This is a genomic window from Rhizobacter sp. P2_H3, assembly GCF_056403355.1.
Genome location: NZ_JBFUFQ010000128.1, coordinates 1 through 16,450 on the forward strand (window position 1 = coordinate 1; position 16,450 = coordinate 16,450).

The 16,450-nt window shown below is 68.0% G+C and carries 18 protein-coding genes; 16 read left to right on the forward strand and 2 right to left on the reverse strand.

Annotated elements, in window-relative coordinates; translation table 11 throughout:
* The coding region (locus AC1D1T_RS20740; protein ID WP_477992406.1) for an amidase family protein at positions 1-329 on the reverse strand (329 nt) is incomplete at its 3' end.
* A 178-nt stretch (positions 330-507) separates the two neighbouring features.
* On the opposite strand from AC1D1T_RS20740, the gene rpsB reads away from it, so the two are divergent.
* The 16 genes from rpsB (at position 508) to AC1D1T_RS20820 (ending at position 15,663) form a co-directional block, all read left to right on the forward strand.
* The gene (gene rpsB, locus AC1D1T_RS20745) at positions 508-1,254 is read left to right on the forward strand and encodes a 30S ribosomal protein S2 (protein ID WP_465112316.1); all 747 of its coding nucleotides are present in this window, start codon (positions 508-510) and stop codon (positions 1,252-1,254) included.
* Positions 1,255-1,376: 122 nt separating this feature from the next.
* Complete coding sequence (tsf, locus tag AC1D1T_RS20750; RefSeq protein WP_477842673.1) at positions 1,377-2,294, forward strand: translation elongation factor Ts; 918 nt, start codon at positions 1,377-1,379, stop codon at positions 2,292-2,294.
* Between the two features lie 103 nt (positions 2,295-2,397).
* Positions 2,398-3,108, forward strand: coding sequence for a UMP kinase (pyrH, locus tag AC1D1T_RS20755; protein WP_047502555.1), 711 nt, complete (start codon positions 2,398-2,400; stop codon positions 3,106-3,108).
* Positions 3,109-3,126: 18 nt separating this feature from the next.
* Positions 3,127-3,687 (forward strand): ribosome recycling factor, encoded by a 561-nt coding sequence (frr, locus tag AC1D1T_RS20760; RefSeq protein ID WP_047502558.1) that lies wholly within the window; start codon positions 3,127-3,129, stop codon positions 3,685-3,687.
* 51 nt (positions 3,688-3,738) lie between these two features.
* Positions 3,739-4,470 carry a polyprenyl diphosphate synthase gene (uppS, locus tag AC1D1T_RS20765; protein WP_465112318.1) on the forward strand — a complete coding sequence of 244 codons (732 nt, stop codon included), beginning with the start codon at positions 3,739-3,741 and terminating at the stop codon, positions 4,468-4,470.
* 2 nt (positions 4,471-4,472) lie between these two features.
* The gene (locus tag AC1D1T_RS20770; protein ID WP_477992407.1) at positions 4,473-5,309 is read left to right on the forward strand and encodes a phosphatidate cytidylyltransferase; all 837 of its coding nucleotides are present in this window, start codon (positions 4,473-4,475) and stop codon (positions 5,307-5,309) included.
* A gap of 61 nt (positions 5,310-5,370) precedes the next feature.
* On the forward strand, positions 5,371-6,573 hold the full coding sequence (ispC, locus tag AC1D1T_RS20775) for a 1-deoxy-D-xylulose-5-phosphate reductoisomerase (RefSeq protein ID WP_465112320.1): 1,203 nt from the start codon (positions 5,371-5,373) through the stop codon (positions 6,571-6,573).
* Entirely contained in the window at positions 6,570-7,940 is a 1,371-nt protein-coding gene (gene rseP, locus AC1D1T_RS20780) for an RIP metalloprotease RseP (RefSeq protein ID WP_477992408.1), read from the forward strand. Before ispC ends, rseP begins: the two co-directional genes overlap by 4 nt.
* Positions 7,941-7,947: 7 nt before the next feature.
* The gene (gene bamA, locus AC1D1T_RS20785) at positions 7,948-10,272 is read left to right on the forward strand and encodes an outer membrane protein assembly factor BamA (protein ID WP_465112322.1); all 2,325 of its coding nucleotides are present in this window, start codon (positions 7,948-7,950) and stop codon (positions 10,270-10,272) included.
* A 14-nt stretch (positions 10,273-10,286) separates the two neighbouring features.
* Positions 10,287-10,799 carry an OmpH/Skp family outer membrane protein gene (locus AC1D1T_RS20790; RefSeq protein WP_477992409.1) on the forward strand — a complete coding sequence of 171 codons (513 nt, stop codon included), beginning with the start codon at positions 10,287-10,289 and terminating at the stop codon, positions 10,797-10,799.
* Between the two features lie 3 nt (positions 10,800-10,802).
* Positions 10,803-11,831, forward strand: coding sequence for a UDP-3-O-(3-hydroxymyristoyl)glucosamine N-acyltransferase (lpxD, locus tag AC1D1T_RS20795; RefSeq protein ID WP_477992410.1), 1,029 nt, complete (start codon positions 10,803-10,805; stop codon positions 11,829-11,831).
* A gap of 2 nt (positions 11,832-11,833) precedes the next feature.
* Entirely contained in the window at positions 11,834-12,280 is a 447-nt protein-coding gene (gene fabZ, locus AC1D1T_RS20800) for a 3-hydroxyacyl-ACP dehydratase FabZ (protein ID WP_465112380.1), read from the forward strand.
* A gap of 16 nt (positions 12,281-12,296) precedes the next feature.
* Positions 12,297-13,085, forward strand: a complete 789-nt coding sequence (gene lpxA / locus AC1D1T_RS20805) for an acyl-ACP--UDP-N-acetylglucosamine O-acyltransferase (RefSeq protein WP_047502575.1) — start codon at positions 12,297-12,299, stop codon at positions 13,083-13,085.
* 5 nt (positions 13,086-13,090) lie between these two features.
* The gene (gene lpxB, locus AC1D1T_RS20810; RefSeq protein ID WP_477844370.1) at positions 13,091-14,239 is read left to right on the forward strand and encodes a lipid-A-disaccharide synthase; all 1,149 of its coding nucleotides are present in this window, start codon (positions 13,091-13,093) and stop codon (positions 14,237-14,239) included.
* Positions 14,211-14,873, forward strand: coding sequence for a ribonuclease HII (gene rnhB / locus AC1D1T_RS20815; RefSeq protein WP_052211429.1), 663 nt, complete (start codon positions 14,211-14,213; stop codon positions 14,871-14,873). The genes lpxB and rnhB overlap by 29 nt, the downstream gene beginning before the upstream one ends.
* Positions 14,874-14,886: 13 nt before the next feature.
* Positions 14,887-15,663 (forward strand): TrmH family RNA methyltransferase, encoded by a 777-nt coding sequence (locus AC1D1T_RS20820; RefSeq protein ID WP_477992411.1) that lies wholly within the window; start codon positions 14,887-14,889, stop codon positions 15,661-15,663.
* A 19-nt stretch (positions 15,664-15,682) separates the two neighbouring features.
* Here the strand turns inward: AC1D1T_RS20820 and ppsR are convergent.
* Positions 15,683-16,450: posphoenolpyruvate synthetase regulatory kinase/phosphorylase PpsR (gene ppsR / locus AC1D1T_RS20825; RefSeq protein WP_477992412.1), on the reverse strand; the 768-nt coding region annotated here is incomplete at its 5' end.

A 16,450-nucleotide genomic window follows, 5' to 3' on the forward strand; every position in this document is an offset into this window, starting at 1 on the left:
GCGGCGCGCAGCCGGGACACCGCCGTGCAGTCGCGCGCTGCGGGGGGCGCGTCGGCGAGCGCGCGCGACGCGCCGCTTGTCGGATGGCCGGCCACATCGAACAGGTCCTTGATGCTGACGGCCAACCCGGCGAGCGGCGGCAGCGGCAGGCCGGCGGCGGCCTGCGCATCGATGCCGGCCGCGACGGCCTGCGTGCCGGCGAAGCGGCGGATGAAGGTGTGCCGGTTGACGGGGAGGTCGGCGGCGGCCTGGCTGCGCGCCAGCGCGTCGACGGCGGTCGAGCGACCCAGCTGGATCTCGCTGACGGCAGCGGTGAGGTCAAGAGGCATGGAGAGGGGAGGAGGCCGTGCTACACTCTACGGGTTTATCTGAATGCAATCCCTCTCTCGTACCGAGAGAGGTGGCGCAGCAGAAAACAAATCGCGAATCCGGCTGTTGAAAGGTGTTGCAGAGGTCTCAAAACCTTGCAATTCGAGACGGATTCTAGAACCAACCTTTGGAGTTCACATGACCATCACCATGCGTGAGATGCTGGAAGCCGGCGTCCATTTCGGCCACCAAACCCGCTTCTGGAACCCGAAGATGGCCCCGTACATCTACGGCCATCGCAACAAGATCCACATCATCAACCTCGAGAAGACGCAGCCGCTCTTCAACGACGCGTTGAAATTCATCCGCCAGTTGGCAGCACGCCGCGGCACCATCCTGATGATCGGCACCAAGCGCCAGGCTCGCGAAGTCATCGCGACGGAAGCCCGCCGTGCCGGCATGCCCTTCGTCGACCAGCGCTGGCTGGGCGGCATGATGACCAACTTCAAGACGGTCAAGGGCTCGCTGAAGAAGCTGAAGGACATGCAGGCCCAGATCGAAGCCGGCACCGAGATCCGCATCAAGAAGGAAGCGCTGATGTTCCAGCGCGACCTGGCCAAGCTCGAGAAGGACATCGGCGGCATCCAGGACATGAACGCGCTGCCCGATGCGATGTTCGTGATCGACGTCGGCTACCACAAGATCGCCGTTGCCGAAGCCAAGAAGCTCGGCATCCCGGTGATCGGCATCGTCGACTCGAACCACTCGCCCGAAGGCATCGACTACGTGATCCCGGGCAACGACGACTCGTCGAAGGCCGTGGCGCTGTACGCCAAGGCGGTGGCCGATGCGATCATCGACGGCAAGGCCAACGCGAGCAACGAAGTGGTGCAAGCCGTTTCGGCCGAGGGCGATGAATTCGTGGAAGTCAGCGAGAACGCCTGATCCCGATGCCCCTGCCYGCTGAAAGGCGAGCGCACAAAGGGGCTGTCACAGCCCCTTTTTTTCAACCCGAGATCATTCGGCGCCCGGCCTCCGGCGGGGCGCCCAGCACACGGAGATTCAAGATGGCTGCAATCACTGCAAGCATGGTCGGCGAACTGCGCGCGAAGACCGACGCCCCGATGATGGAGTGCAAGAAGGCGCTGACGGAAGCCGGCGGCGACATGGAAAAGGCCGAAGAGCTGCTGCGCGTCAAGCTGGGCAGCAAGGCCGGCAAGGCCGCGTCGCGCATCACGGCCGAAGGCGTCGTGACGGCGGCGGTCGTCGGCAACGCCGGCGCGCTGGTCGAGGTCAACTGCGAGACCGACTTCACCTCGAAGAACGACATGTTCCTGAACTTCGCGAAGGCCTGCTCGCAGCTGGCCGCCGAGAAGAAACCGGCCGACGTGGCTGCGCTGTCGGCACTGCCGTACTCGCAGGACGGCTACGGCCCGACGCTCGACGACGTCCGCAAGGGCCTGATCGGCACGATCGGCGAGAATATGACGATCCGCCGCTTCAAGCGCTATGAAGGCGCCAAGCTGGCCAGCTACCTGCACGGCACCCGCATCGGCGTGCTGGTCGAGTTCGAAGGCGACGAGACCGCCGCCAAGGACGTCGCGATGCACATCGCCGCGATGAAGCCGGTGTCGCTGGCCTCGTCGGAAGTGCCCGCCGAGCTGATCGAGAAGGAACGCGCCGTGGCCGCCGGCAAGGCTGCCGAAGATGCGAAGGCGGCCGAGGCTGCCGGCAAGCCGGTGCAGTCGGCCGAGATCGTCGCGAAGCGCATCGAAGGCTCGGTGCAGAAGTTCCTGAAGGAAGTCAGCCTGCTGAACCAGACCTTCGTCAAGAACGACAAGCAGACCGTCGAGCAGATGCTCAAGGGCGCGAACACCACCGTCAAGGGCTTCACGCTGTACGTCGTCGGCGAAGGCATCGAGAAGAAGGTCGACGACTTCGCCGCCGAAGTGGCCGCGCAGGTCGCGGCCGCCAAGGGCGGCTGAGGCGAGAGAGACAGCGAGAGGCGGCGGGGCGCTCACGAGGCGTCCTGTCGCGGTGGTTAGACTTCGGCGCCGCAAGGCTTGACCAACTCGGGGAGAAAACCGCATGCCGGCGTACAAGCGAATCCTGCTCAAGCTCTCGGGCGAAGCCCTGATGGGCGACGATGCCTACGGGATCAACCGGGCCACCATCGTTCGCATGGTGCGCGAGGTGCAAGAGGTGACGCAGCTCGGCTGCGAGGTCGCCGTCGTGATCGGCGGCGGCAACATCTTCCGCGGCGTGGCCGGTGGCTCGGTCGGGATGGACCGCGCGACCGCCGACTACATGGGCATGCTCGCCACCGTGATGAACTCGCTGGCGCTGGCCGACACGATGCGCCAGGAGGGCATGACCGCCCGCGTGATGTCGGCCATCAGCATCGAGCAGGTCGTCGAGCCCTACGTGCGGCCGAAGGCGCTGCAGTACCTCGAGGAAGGCAAGGTCGTGATCTTCGCGGCCGGTACCGGCAACCCGTTCTTCACGACCGACACGGCCGCTGCGCTGCGCGGCGCGGAGATGGGCGCCGAGATCGTGCTGAAGGCGACCAAGGTCGACGGCGTCTACAGTGCCGACCCCAAGAAGGACCCGAGCGCGACGCGCTACAGTCAGATCAGTTTCGATGAAGCCATCACCCGCAACCTGCAGGTGCTGGACGCCACGGCCTTCGCGCTGTGCCGCGACCAGAAGCTGCCGATCAAGGTGTTCAGCATCTTCAAGGCCGGTGCCCTGAAGCGGGTGGTGATGGGTGAGGACGAGGGCACCCTCGTCCACGTGTGAGCGTTTGAGGAAACCGACATGAGCATCGCCGACATCAAGAAGACGGCCGAGCAGAAGATGGGCCGGACGATCGAATCGTTCAAGGGTGAACTGCAGAAGATCCGCACCGGCCGGGCCCACCCGGGCCTGCTCGACCAGGTGCAGGTCGACTACTACGGCTCGATGCTGCCGATCAGCCAGGTCGCCAACGTGACCCTGCTGGACGCCCGCACGATCACCGTGCAGCCCTGGGAAAAGGGCATGGGCGCGAAGATCGAGAAGGCCATCCGCGAATCCGACCTGGGCCTGAACCCGTCGTCGCAGGGCGACCTGCTGCGCGTGCCGATGCCCGCGCTGACCGAAGAGCGCCGCCGCGACCTGACCAAGGTCGTGCGCAACGCCGGCGAAGACGCCAAGATCGCCACGCGCAACCTGCGCCGCGATGCCAACGAGCATGCGAAGAAGCTGCTGAAGGACAAGGAGATCACCGAAGACGACGAGCGCCGCTCGCTCGACGAGGTGCAGAAGCTGACCGACCGCACGATCGCCGAGATCGATCGCCTGATCGCCGGCAAAGAAGCGGAGATCATGGCCGTCTGACGCGGCCGTGAAAGCAGCATCGTTTCCTCCCTGTTTTCCCGCTCGACCCCTGTGGACACCGTAGCCCGCGTTCCACGCCACGTGGCCATCGTGATGGACGGCAACGGCCGCTGGGCCAAGAAACGGCTGATGCCGCGCTTCTTCGGCCACAAGCAGGGCGTCGATGCGCTGGTGCGCACCGTCGAAGCCTGTGCCGACCGCGGCATCGAATACCTCACCGTGTTCGCGTTCTCGTCCGAGAACTGGAAGCGGCCGACCGAAGAGGTGTCCGGGCTGATGAGCCTGGTGCTGGTCGCCGTCTCGAAGTACCTGGCCAAGCTGGCGGGCGAGGGCGTGCGCATCCGCATCGTCGGCGACCGCTCGCAGGTGTCCGACAAGGTGCGCGCCGCCTGGGACGAGGCCGAGCGCACCACCGCCGGGAACCGGCGCATCACGCTGTCGGTCGCGTTCAACTACGGCGGCCGCTGGGACATCGTGCAGGCCTGCCAGCAGGCCATCGCGGCGGGCGTGCCGGCGCACGAGCTCGACGAAGCGAAGCTCGGCAGCTACATGGCGATGAATTTCGCGCCCGATCCCGACCTCTTCATCCGCACCGGCGGCGAGGTGCGCATCAGCAACTTCCTGCTGTGGCAGGTGGCGTACTCCGAACTGGTGTTCAGCGACTGCCTGTGGCCGGAGTTCGGCACCGTGCAGCTCGATGCCGCGCTGGCCGACTACGCGAGCCGCGACCGCCGCTTCGGCCGCGTGAACAGTGCCGACGTGGCGACCGAGGCGGGGGCCTGAGCGTGCTGAAGCAACGCATCATCACCGCCGTCGTGCTGCTGCTCGTGCTGCTGCCGGCGATGTTCGCGCCGATGGCGTGGCCGTTCGCGCTGATCACGCTGCTGATGATCGGCGCGGCCGGCTGGGAGTGGGCGCGGCTGAATGCGGCGCCGTCCGCTCTCGCGATCGGGCTGGGCGTCACGCTGGCCGCGGCCTGTGCCGCCGCGATGGCGGCTGGCTGGGTGCACCCCGGTGCCAGCCCCGCGTGGTGGCTGGCGTTCGCGGTGTGGGTGCTGGGCGGCGCGCTCGCGCTGCGGGTCGGGCCGGGGGCCTGGCCGCAACTGCCCACGGTTGCCCGCTGGGTGCTCGGGCTGGCCGCGCTGTGGACGGCCTGGCTGGCGCTCGCCGGTGCGAAGACCATCGGCGTCAACTTCCTGCTGTCGGTGCTGTGCCTGGTGTGGGCGGCCGACATCGCCGCCTACTTCGGCGGCAAGGCCTTCGGCCGCCGCAAGCTTGCCCTGTCCATCAGCCCCGGCAAGAGCTGGGAAGGCGTCTGGAGCGGCATGCTGGGCGTGCTGGTGCTGGCCGGTGCCTGGATCGCGCTCGACCGGTCGATCCAGCCCGATTCGGCCAGCCTCTACACGCTGCTGCTGCAGCGCTTCGGTGTCTTCGGCCTGGTGCTGTCGCTGGTGTTCCTCTGCGCGATGAGCGTGGTCGGCGACCTGGTCGAATCGCTGGTCAAGCGTGCCGCCGGCGCCAAGGACAGCAGCGGCCTGTTGCCCGGGCACGGTGGCGTGCTCGACCGGGTCGACGCGCTGCTGCCGGTGTTCCCGATCGCGATGGCGCTCAGCTCGCTGTAGCGGCCCCCGGCACCCTCCGGCCGCACTCCTGCGCCACGCCACCTTCTTGCCAGGCCTACCGATGTCAGAAGTCTCGTCTCCCCGCCAGCGGGTGTGCATCCTCGGCTCCACCGGCAGCGTCGGCACCAGCACGCTCGACGTGCTGGCGCGCCATCCCGGGCGCTTCGAGGTGTTCGCGCTGTCGGCGCACAGCCGCAGCGACGAGCTGCTCGCGCAGTGCCTGCAATGGAAGCCCCGCTTCGCGGTGATGACGGATCCGGCGCACGCGAAGCGCCTGCGCAGCGCGTTGCGCGAGGCCGGCGCCGCCACCGAAGTGCTCGAAGGCGCGGCCGCGCTGGAACAGGTTGCCGCCCACCCCGAGGTCGACAGCGTGATGGCTGCGATCGTCGGTGCCGCCGGGCTGCCGTCGTGCCTGGCCGCGGCGCGCGCCGGCAAGCGGCTGCTGCTGGCCAACAAGGAGGCGCTGGTCGTCGGCGGGGCGTTCTTCATGGACGCGGTGCGCACCGGCGGCGCCACCTTGCTGCCGGTCGACAGCGAGCATTCGGCGATCTTCCAGTGCCTGCCGGAAGACCGCAGCACCTGGCCGCAGCGCATCGACCACCTGCTGCTCACCGCCTCGGGCGGCCCGTTCCGCCGCCGCGATCCGGCCACGCTGCACAGCGTGACGCCCGACGAGGCCTGCGCGCATCCCAACTGGGTGATGGGCCGCAAGATCTCGGTCGACTCGGCGACGATGATGAACAAGGCGCTCGAGGTCATCGAGGCACGCTGGCTGTTCGACCTGGCGCCGCAGCAGATTCGCGTCGTGCTGCACCCGCAGAGCGTGATCCATTCGATGGTGGTGCTGCGCGACAACTCGGTGCTGGCCCAGCTCGGCACGCCCGACATGCGCGTGCCGATCGCCTACAGCCTGTCGTTCCCCGAACGCATCGAGTCGGGTGCTTCGCAGCTCGATTTCCTGCAGATGTCGGCACTGAGCTTCGAGGAGGCCGACTTCGTGCGCTACCCGGGCCTGAAACTCGCTTGGGACACGCTGCGCGGGCCTGAAGGCAGCACCGCGATCCTCAACGCCGCCAACGAGATTGGTGTCGCTTCATTTCTGGCAGGAACCATCCGCTTCGATCAGATTCACAGCGTCAATGTCAGCACCCTCGACGCCATGACCCCGGAACGCGACGCCTGCCGCTCGCTCGACGGATTGATCGCGCTCGACGAACAGGCGCGGCGCGTCGCCCGGGCCCGCGTGGCGGAGATGGGCGCATGAACGCCGCGGCCATCATCGGCTTCGTCGTGACGCTCGGGATCCTGATCGTCATCCACGAGTACGGCCACTACAGCGTGGCGCGCGCCTGCGGTGTCAAGGTGCTGCGCTTCTCGATCGGCTTCGGCCGCGTGCTGTGGCGCCACCAGCGCACGCCCGACAGCACCGAATTCGTGCTGTCGGTGCTGCCGCTGGGCGGCTACGTGAAGATGCTCGACGAGCGCGAAGGCCCGGTGGCACCGGGCGAGCAGTCGCAGGCCTTCAACCGCAAGCCGCTGTGGCAGCGCGCCGCGGTGGTCGCGGCCGGGCCGATCGCCAACCTGCTGCTGGCCGTGCTGTTCTATTCGGCGGCGCACTGGATCGGCGTGGAAGAACCCCGGGCCGTGCTCGCGACGCCGCCGGCCGGCAGCCTCGCCGAGCGCGCCGGGCTGCATGCCGGCGACACCGTGTCGGCCACCTCGCGCGACGGCAACGACTGGGACGACGTGCAGTCGATGAACGACCTGAGCTGGCAACTCACGCAGGCCCTGCTGCGCACCGAGAAGCTGCAGCTGATGGTGGCCGATGCGCGCGGGCACGGCTCGCGCGCGGTGACGCTGGACGTCGACACGCTGGACACCTACGACGTGACGCCGCAGACGCTGGATCGCATCGGCGTCAGCGCCCTGAGTGCCGCGGTGCTCGGGCCGTTGACGCCGGGYGGCGCCGGCGACACGGCCGGCCTGCGCCGCGGCGACCGCGTGCTCGACATCGACGGCGTGCCGGTGCCGGACGCCAACCGCATGCTGCAGCTGATCCGCGCCAATGGCGCCGACGGCGAATCGACGGCCATGCCGTGGCGGGTGCAGCGCGGCACCCAGGTGCTCACGCTGAGCGTGCGCCCGGCGGTCGCGGTGGACGGCGGGCAGCGCGTCGGCCGCATCGGGGCCGGCATCGCGGCGTCCTACGAGATGGTGACGGTTCGCTACGGACTGTGGGGCGGCATGACGCAGGCGGTGCAGCGCACCTGGGACTCATCGGTGCTGACGATCAAGATGCTCGGCCGCATGCTGATCGGCCAGGCCTCGCTGAAGAACCTGAGCGGCCCCATCACGATCGCCGACTACGCCGGCAAGTCGATCCAGCTCGGCCCGGTCTATTTCCTGATGTTCATCGCCGCGGTCAGCGTGAGCCTCGGCGTGCTGAACCTGCTGCCGCTACCGATCCTCGACGGGGGACACCTGATGTATTATCTTTTCGAAGCGGTGACGGGGCAGCCTCTCTCGGACGTGTGGCTTGAGCGGCTGCAGCGGGGCGGGGTGGCGATCATGCTCTTGATGATGTCGCTCRCTCTCTACAACGATGTGGCCCGGCAGTTGGGCCTGCACTGATCACCGAATGCGCAATCCCCTCGTTCTGCAGTTCCGCCCCGTCCACCCCCGTTCCCTGCGTCCCACCGTCCTCAGCATCGCGCTGGCGGCGGCATTGCATGCAGGATCGGCCTGGGCGGTGACCCCCTTCGAGTTGAAAGACATCCGCGTCGAGGGCCTGCAACGGTCCGATGCCGGCACGGTGTTCGCCTCGCTGCCGTTTCGCATCGGCGACACCTACAACGACGAGAAGGGYGCGGCGGCGCTGCGCGCGCTGTTCGCCACCGGCCTGTTCAAGGACGTGCGCATCGAGATCGACGGCAACGTCGTCGTCGTGATCGTCGAGGAGCGCTCGGTCATCGCGAACATCGACTTCGTCGGCCTGCGCGAGTTCGACAAGGACACGCTGACCAAGTCGCTGAAGGATTTCGGCATCGGCGAAGGCCTGCCTTTCGACAAGGCGCTGGCCGACCGCGCCGAGCAGGAGCTCAAGCGCCAGTACCTGACGCGCAGCCTGTACGGCGCCGAGGTCGTGACCACCGTCACCCCGCAGGAGCGCAACCGCGTCAACGTGACCTTCACGATCACCGAAGGCTCGGCCGCTCGCATCAGCGAGATCCGCATCCTCGGCAGCCATGCGTTCTCCGAAAGCACGCTGCTGGGCCTGTTCGACCTGAACGACGGCGGCTGGCTGAGCTGGTATACCAAGGCCGACCGCTACTCGCGCGCCAAGCTGACGGCCGACCTGGAGACGCTGCGCTCGTACTACCTGAACCGCGGCTACCTGGAGTTCCAGGTCGAGTCGACCCAGGTCGCGATCTCGGCCGACAAGCAGGACATCACGATCACCGTCAACATCAAGGAAGGCCAGCCCTACACGGTGACGGCGGTCAAGCTCGAGGGCGAGTACCTCGGCAAGGAAGAAGACTTCAAGACGCTCGTCAAGGTGAAGCCGGGCGAGGCCTACCGCGCCGAGTCGGTGGCCGAGACGACCAAGGCCTTCACCGAGCGCTTCGGCAGCTTCGGCTATGCGTTCGCCCGCGTCGAGCCGCGCACCGACATCGACCGCGCGACCGGCCAGGTCGTGCTGACGCTGGTGGGCGATCCGCAGCGCCGCGTGTACGTGCGCCGCGTCAACGTCGCCGGCAACAGCCGCACCCGCGACGAGGTGGTGCGCCGCGAGTTCCGGCAGTTCGAATCGTCGTGGTACGACGGGCGCCGCATCAAGCTGTCGCGCGACCGGGTGGACCGGCTGGGCTACTTCAGCGAGGTCAACGTCGAGACGAACGAGGTGCCCGGCTCGCAGGACCAGGTCGACCTGACGCTGACCGTCAAGGAAAAGCCGACCGGCAACCTGATCGTCGGCGCCGGCTTCTCGAGCGCCGACCGGCTGGCGCTGAACGCATCGATCCGGCAGGACAACGTGTTCGGCTCGGGCAACTACCTCGGCATCGAGCTGAACACCAGCCGCTCGAGCCGCACGCTCGACCTGAGCGCGGTCGACCCGTACTTCACGATCGACGGCATCTCGCGCGCGGTCGACCTGTACTACCGCACCGTCAAGCCGCTGAACAGCCAGGGCGAGGAATACCAGCTGGTGACGCCGGGTGCGTCGATCCGCTTCGGCGTGCCGTTCAGCGAGTACGACACGGTGTTCTTCGGCATCGGCATCGAGCGCACCGAGATCCGCGGGGCGACCTCGCTGCCCAACAATTACTTCCTGTACCGCCTGCGTTACGGCGATGCAAGCACCTCGGTGCCGGTGACGATCGGCTGGTCGCGCGACCTGCGCGACAGCGCGCTGGTGCCCAACGACGGCAGCTTCAAGCGCATCAACATCGAATGGGGGGCCGCCGGCGACACGCGCTACGTCCGCACCAACACGCAGTACCAGCTGTACATCCCGATCACCAAGAAGTACACCCTGGCGTTCAACTCCGAGCTCGGCTGGGGCCGGGGCCTGAACGGCCAGCGCTACCCGATCTTCAAGAACTTCTACGGCGGCGGTCTCGGCACGGTGCGCGCGTTCGACCAGGGCTCGCTCGGGCCGGTCGACGTGGTCGGCTCGTACAGCGGCGGCCCGAAGCGGCTGAACATCAACAGCGAGCTGTACCTGCCGGTGCCGGGCTCGGGCAACGACCGCACGCTGCGCATCTTCGGCTACGTCGATGCCGGCAACGTGTGGGGCGAGAACGAGAAGCCCACCTGGGAGAGCATGCGGGCGTCGGCCGGCATCGGGCTGAGCTGGGTGTCGCCGGTGGGCCCGCTGAAGCTCAGCTACGGCGAACCCATCCGCTACAAGTCAACAGATAGAATTCAACGTTTGCAATTCCAGATCGGGACCGCGTTCTAATGAATAGCTCAAGATTGAAGTCCCTGCATCTCGTGCTGGCCGCCGCGACGCTGGCGTTCGCAGCCGTGGGTGTGCAGGCGCAGGAATTGAAGATCGGCTACGTGAGCCTCGACAAGGTGCTGCGCGATGCGGTGCCTGCGAAGGCGGCGCAGACCAAGCTGGAAGCCGAGTTCTCGAAACGCGAGAAAGACCTGAACGAGTTCGGCACCCGCCTGAAGGCGGCCGGCGACAAGCTCGAGAAAGACCAGCCGACGCTGGCCGAATCCGAGAAGAYCCGCCGCCAGCGCGACCTGATCGACCAGGACCGCGAGTTCCAGCGCAAGCGCCGCGAGTTCCAGGAAGACCTGAACCAGCGCAAGAACGAGGAACTGGCCTCGGTGGTGGAGCGGGCCAACAAGGTCATCAAGCAGATCTACGAGACCGACAAATACGACCTCATCCTGCAGGATGTCGTCTTTGCCAGCCCGCGCATCGACATCACCGACAAGGTGATCAAGGCGCTGAACGCCCAGCAAGGCGGCAAGTGAGCCGTGGATGCGGTTCAACTCGGTGACATCGCCGCCCAGCTCGGCGGCGAACTGATCGGCAGCGCCTCGCTGCGCATCGACCGCATCGGCCCGCTCGAGGGCGCCACGCCCGGCACGATCTCCTTTCTCTCGAATCCCCGCTATGCCGCGCAGCTCGCGGCCAGCGCCGCCGGCTGCGTGATCGTCGCGCCGGCCATGCGCGATGCAGCGGTCGCCCGCGGCGCGGCCCTGGTCTGCGACGACCCCTACCTGGCCTTCGCGAAGCTCACGCAGTGGTGGGCGGCGCGCTCGCGCCCGGCGGTGGCGGCCGGCATCCACCCGAGTGCCGTCGTCGAGGCGGGCGCCGTGATCGACGCCGGCGCGAGCATCGGCGCGTTCGTGCTGGTCGAGGCCGGCGCGCGCATCGGCGCCGGCGCCGTCATCGGGGCGCACTGCGTGATCGGTCGTGGCGCGAGCGTCGGCGCCGGCACGCGTCTCGCGCCGCGCGTCACGCTGCTGGCCGATTGCCACATCGGCGAGCGCGGCATCGTGCACAGCGGGGCCGTGATCGGTGCCGACGGATTCGGTTTCGCGCCGACCCAGGGGCGCTACGAGAAGATCGAGCAGCTTGGCGGCGTGCGCATCGGCAACGATGTCGAGATCGGCGCCAACACCTGCATCGACCGCGGCGCGCTGGCCGACACCGTCATCGAGGACGGCGCCAAGCTCGACAACCTGATCCAGGTGGCCCACAACGTGCACATCGGACGCAACACCGCGATCGCCGGCTGCGTCGGCATTGCCGGCAGCACGACGATCGGCGCCAACTGCACGATCGGCGGTGCCGGCATGATCCTCGGCCACCTGAAGCTGGGCGACCGGGTCAACATCTCCGCGGCGAGCGTCGTCACGCGCTCGATCCTGCAGCCCGGAACCTACAGCGGCGTGTTCCCCATCGACGACAATGCGTCCTGGGAAAAGAACGCCGCAACCWTGCGCAACCTGCACGGCCTGCGCGAGCGTCTGCGTGCCCTTGAAAAGAAGATTGCATGACCATGGACACGATGGATATCCACCAGATCCTCAAGAAGCTGCCGCACCGCTATCCGATCCTGCTGGTCGATCGCGTGCTGGAGATGGAGAAGGGCGTGCGCATCAAGGCGCTGAAGAACGTCACGATCAACGAGCCGTTCTTCACCGGCCACTTCCCGCACCGCCCGGTGATGCCGGGCGTGCTGATGCTCGAGGCGCTGGCCCAGGCGGCGGCGCTGCTGTCGTTCGAGACGACCGGCGATACGCCGGACAGCGACACCGTCTACTACTTCGTCGGCATCGACGGCGCGCGCTTCAAGCGGCCGGTGGAGCCGGGCGACCAGCTGATCCTCGACGTGGCGGTCGACCGCGTGAAGGCCGGCATCTACAAGTACAAGGCGCGTGCATCGGTCGACGGCGAGCTCGCCGTCGAGGCCGAGCTGATGTGCACGATGCGCAAGGTCAGCTGATTCGGGGAGCGCAACGATGGCCACCATCCATCCCACCGCCGTGATCGCGCCGGGCGCCCAGCTGGGGGCGACGGTCAGCGTCGGCCCGTACGCGGTGATCGGCGAGCATGTGCGCATCGACGAAGGCACCACGATCGGCCCGCATGCGGTGATCGAGGGCCACACGACGATCGGGCGCGACAACCGGATCTTCCAGTTCGTGTCGCTCGGCGCGGTGCCGCAGGACAAGAAGTACGCCGGCGAGCCGACGCAGCTTCACATCGGCGACCGCAACACGATCCGCGAGTTCTGCACCTTCAACACCGGCACCTCGCAGGATGTCGGCATCACGCGCGTCGGCAACGACAACTGGATCATGGCCTACGTGCACCTGGCGCACGACGTGCAGCTGGGCAACCACACGGTGCTGGCCAACAACGCGACGCTGGCCGGCCATGTGCACGTCGGCGACTGGGTGACGATCGGCGGGCTGTCGGGCGTGCACCAGTTCGTGAAGATCGGCGCCTACGCGTTCGTCGGCTTCTCCAGCGCGATCTCGCAGGACGTGCCGCCGTACATGATGGTCGACGGCAACCCGCTCGCGGTGCGCGGCTTCAATGTCGAGGGCCTGCGGCGGCGCGGTTTCAGTGCCGAGCGCATCGCGGCGGTCAAGCAGATGCACCGCAGCCTGTACCGCAGCGGCCGCACGCTGCAGGAGGCGCGCGACGAGATCGCCGCGCTGGGCCAGTCGGCGCCCGAGGCGGCCGCCGATGTGGCGATGATGCTCGACTTCCTCGCCGGCGTGACGCGCGGCATCGCGCGCTAGTCCCGATGACGAATTCCGGCCCGCCACGGCTGGCCCTGGTGGCCGGCGAAGCCTCCGGCGACTTGCTCGCCGGCCTGTTGCTGGGCGGCCTGAAGGCGCGCTGGCCCCAACTGCATGCGGCCGGCATCGGCGGGCCGAACATGGCCGCGCAGGGTTTCGAGGCCTGGTGGCCGCACGACAAGCTCGCGGTGCGCGGGTATGTCGAGGTGCTGCGCCACTACCGCGAGATCTCCGGCATCCGCGAGCGGCTGGCCGAGCGCCTGCGGTGCGAGCCGCCCGACGCCTTCATCGGTGTCGATGCGCCCGACTTCAACCTCGGGCTCGAGACGCGGCTGAAAACGCTCGGCATCAGGAGCATCCATTTCGTCAGCCCGTCGATCTGGGCGTGGCGGGGCGGCCGCATCGACAAGATCCGCGCCGCGGTCGACCACGTGCTGTGCATCTTCCCGTTCGAGCCGGCGATCTACGAGCGCCACGGCATTGCGGCGACCTATGTCGGCCACCCGCTGGCGGATGCGATTCCCATCGAGGTGCCGCGCGCAGCGGCCCGAAGCGCACTGGGCATCGGCAGCGATGAAACGGTGGTGGCGCTGCTGCCCGGCAGCCGGCGCTCGGAGGTCGAGTACATCGCCCCGCGCCTGCTGGCCGCGGCGGCGTTGATGAAGCGGCAGCGGCCGCGATTGCGTTTCCTGCTGCCGGTGGTGCCGGGGCTGCGGTCGCTGGTCGAACCGATGGTGGCCGAGCATGCGGGCGGGGTGGGCATCGAGCTGCTCGACGGCCGCTCGCACGAGGTGCTGGCCGCCTGCGACGTCACGCTGATCGCGAGCGGCACGGCGACGCTCGAGGCGGCGCTCTTCAAGCGGCCGATGGTCATCACCTACGCGATGAACTGGCTGAGCTGGCAGATGATGAAGCGCATGGGCTACCAGCCCTGGGTGGGTTTGCCGAACATCCTGCTCGGGGAATTCGCGGTGCCCGAGCTCTTGCAGGACGACGCGACGCCGCAGAGACTGGCGGCTGCGGGTCTTGACTGGCTCGACAAGCCGGAAGAGTCCGCTGCCATTGCCCGGCGTTTCACCGAACTGCACCGCCGACTGCGCTGCAACACTGTCCAGGCTGCCACCGATGCGATCGAGAAAGTCCTCCGGTCCTGAGCAGTTCGGCCTGCGCTTCGACGCCATCGGCCTGGTGGCGGGCGTGGACGAAGCCGGCCGCGGCCCGTTGGCCGGCCCGGTGGTCGCCGCGGCGGTGATCCTCGACGACCAGCGTCCGATCAAGGGGCTGGACGATTCGAAGAAGCTGTCGGCCGCGGTGCGTGCGCGGCTGTACGACGAGATCCGCGAGAAGGCCTTGTGCTGTGCGGTGGCCGAGGCGAGCGTCGAGGAGATCGACACGCTGAACATCCTGCAGGCGACGATGCTGGCGATGCGCCGCGCGGTCGAGGGCTTGCGGCTGGTGCCGGTGAAGGTGCTGGTCGATGGCAACCGCCTGCCGGTGCTGAAGATCGCGGCCGAGGCCATCGTGCAGGGCGATGCGCTGGTGCAGTCGATCTCGGCGGCATCGATCCTCGCGAAGGTGCACCGCGACCGCTTGTGCCTCACGCTGCACGAGCAGCACCCGCAGTACGGCTTCGACGAGCACAAGGGCTACGGCACGCCGATGCACCTGGCCGCGCTGAAGCAGCACGGGGCCTGCGTGCACCACCGCCGCTCGTTCGCACCGGTGCGTGAGGCGCTGCTGCCGCTGGGTATGCCGGTGTCCGTGTCCTTTGCGGTGCCCGCCGAATGATGGGCGCCGAGTGATGGCGGCAGCGATCAAGGCGATCAGTTCGCGCGACAACCCGTTGCTGGTGCGGCTGCGCAAGCTGGCGGCCGACCCGGGGGGCTACCGCAAGCACGGCGAGGTGCTGCTGGAGGGCGATCACCTCGCCGCGGCGCTGCTGCAGCGTGGCGGGCTGCCGTCGCAGGCGGTGATCACCGAAGCGGGCTGGCAGGTGCCGGCGCTGCGGGCGTTGGCCGAGCGCGCACCGCAGGTGGCCGTGGTGCCTGCGGCGCTGATGGCGGGCATCGGCACGCTCGAGTCGGCCGCTCCGCTGATGTTCGTGCTGCCCTGGACGGGTGGTGCGTCGCTGCAGGCCGATGCGCCGAGCGTCGTGCTCGATCGACTGCAGGACGCCGGCAACGTCGGCGCGGTGCTGCGCAGTGCGGCCGCCTTCGGCTTCACGCAGGTGATCGCGTTGAAGGGCACCGCGGCGCTGTGGTCGCCGAAGGTGCTGCGCGCCGGCATGGGCGCGCATTTTGCGCTGCGGCTGGTCGAGGGCCTCGAAGCCGATGCGCTGGCGGCGTTGACCGTTCCATTGCTGGCCACCAGCTCGCACACACCGCACGAGATCCATCGCGCAACGCTGCCTTGGCCGTGCGMCTGGGTGCTGGGTCACGAAGGGCAGGGTGTGTCCACGGCGCTGATGGCGCGTTGTGCGCAGGCATTGCGCATTCCGCAGCCAGGCGGCGAGGAGTCGCTCAACGTTGCCGCCGCCGCGGCGGTGTGCCTCTACGAGTCGGCGCGGCAAAGAATCTGACGCGCGCGAACCGCTCGCCTCAATACATCAGCCGATCCGGCCGGATATCCCGCAGGATGGTCGTCGCGATCTCCTCGATCGATTTGTGCGTCGACGACAGCCACGCGATGCTCTCGCGCCGCATCATCGCCTCGGCCTCCGACACCTCGTGCCGGCAGTTCTCGATGCTGGAGTACGGGCTGTTCGGCCGCCGCTCATGGCGGATCTCGGCCAGCCGCTCCGGCGCAATCGTCAGCCCGAAGCATTTCTTGCGGTGCGGCGCCAGCCCCGCCGGCAGCACGCGGCGGTCGAAATCTTCCGGGATGAGCGGGTAGTTGGCCGCCTTGATGCCATGTTGCATCGCCAGGTACAGCGAGGTCGGCGTCTTGCCGCTGCGGCTCACGCCGACCAGGATCACGTCGGCCTCGGCCAGGTTCTTCGACGATTGCCCGTCGTCGTGCGCCAGCGAGAAGTTGATCGCCTCGATGCGGTCGGTGTACTCCTGGCTCTTCGAGATGTCCGGGAAGCGGCCGACCCGGTGGTTCGAGGTCATCTCGAACTCGGCCTCCAGCGGCTCGATGAAGGTGTTGAACATGTCCAGCACCATGCCGCGGCTGCTCGCCTTCAGGATGTTCAGGATCTCCCGGTTCACCAGCGTYACGAACACGATCGGCCGCCGACCCTCGAGATCGGCCGAATGGTTGATCTCGCGCACCACCTGGTGCACCTTGTCCTCGGAGTCGATGAACGGGCGCCGCACGTGCCGCGGCTTGATCGCGAACTGGGCCAGGATCGAGTTGCCGAAGGT

Coding starts and splice junctions, on each gene's coding strand:
- frr (WP_047502558.1), top strand. CDS start 3,127: ATGAGCATCGCCGACATCAAGAAGACGGCCGAGCAGAAGATGGGCCGG.
- fabZ (WP_465112380.1), top strand. CDS start 11,834: ATGGACACGATGGATATCCACCAGATCCTCAAGAAGCTGCCGCACCGC.
- rpsB (WP_465112316.1), top strand. CDS start 508: ATGACCATCACCATGCGTGAGATGCTGGAAGCCGGCGTCCATTTCGGC.
- lpxB (WP_477844370.1), top strand. CDS start 13,091: ATGACGAATTCCGGCCCGCCACGGCTGGCCCTGGTGGCCGGCGAAGCC.
- ispC (WP_465112320.1), top strand. CDS start 5,371: ATGTCAGAAGTCTCGTCTCCCCGCCAGCGGGTGTGCATCCTCGGCTCC.
- tsf (WP_477842673.1), top strand. CDS start 1,377: ATGGCTGCAATCACTGCAAGCATGGTCGGCGAACTGCGCGCGAAGACC.
- lpxA (WP_047502575.1), top strand. CDS start 12,297: ATGGCCACCATCCATCCCACCGCCGTGATCGCGCCGGGCGCCCAGCTG.
- rnhB (WP_052211429.1), top strand. CDS start 14,211: ATGCGATCGAGAAAGTCCTCCGGTCCTGAGCAGTTCGGCCTGCGCTTC.
- pyrH (WP_047502555.1), top strand. CDS start 2,398: ATGCCGGCGTACAAGCGAATCCTGCTCAAGCTCTCGGGCGAAGCCCTG.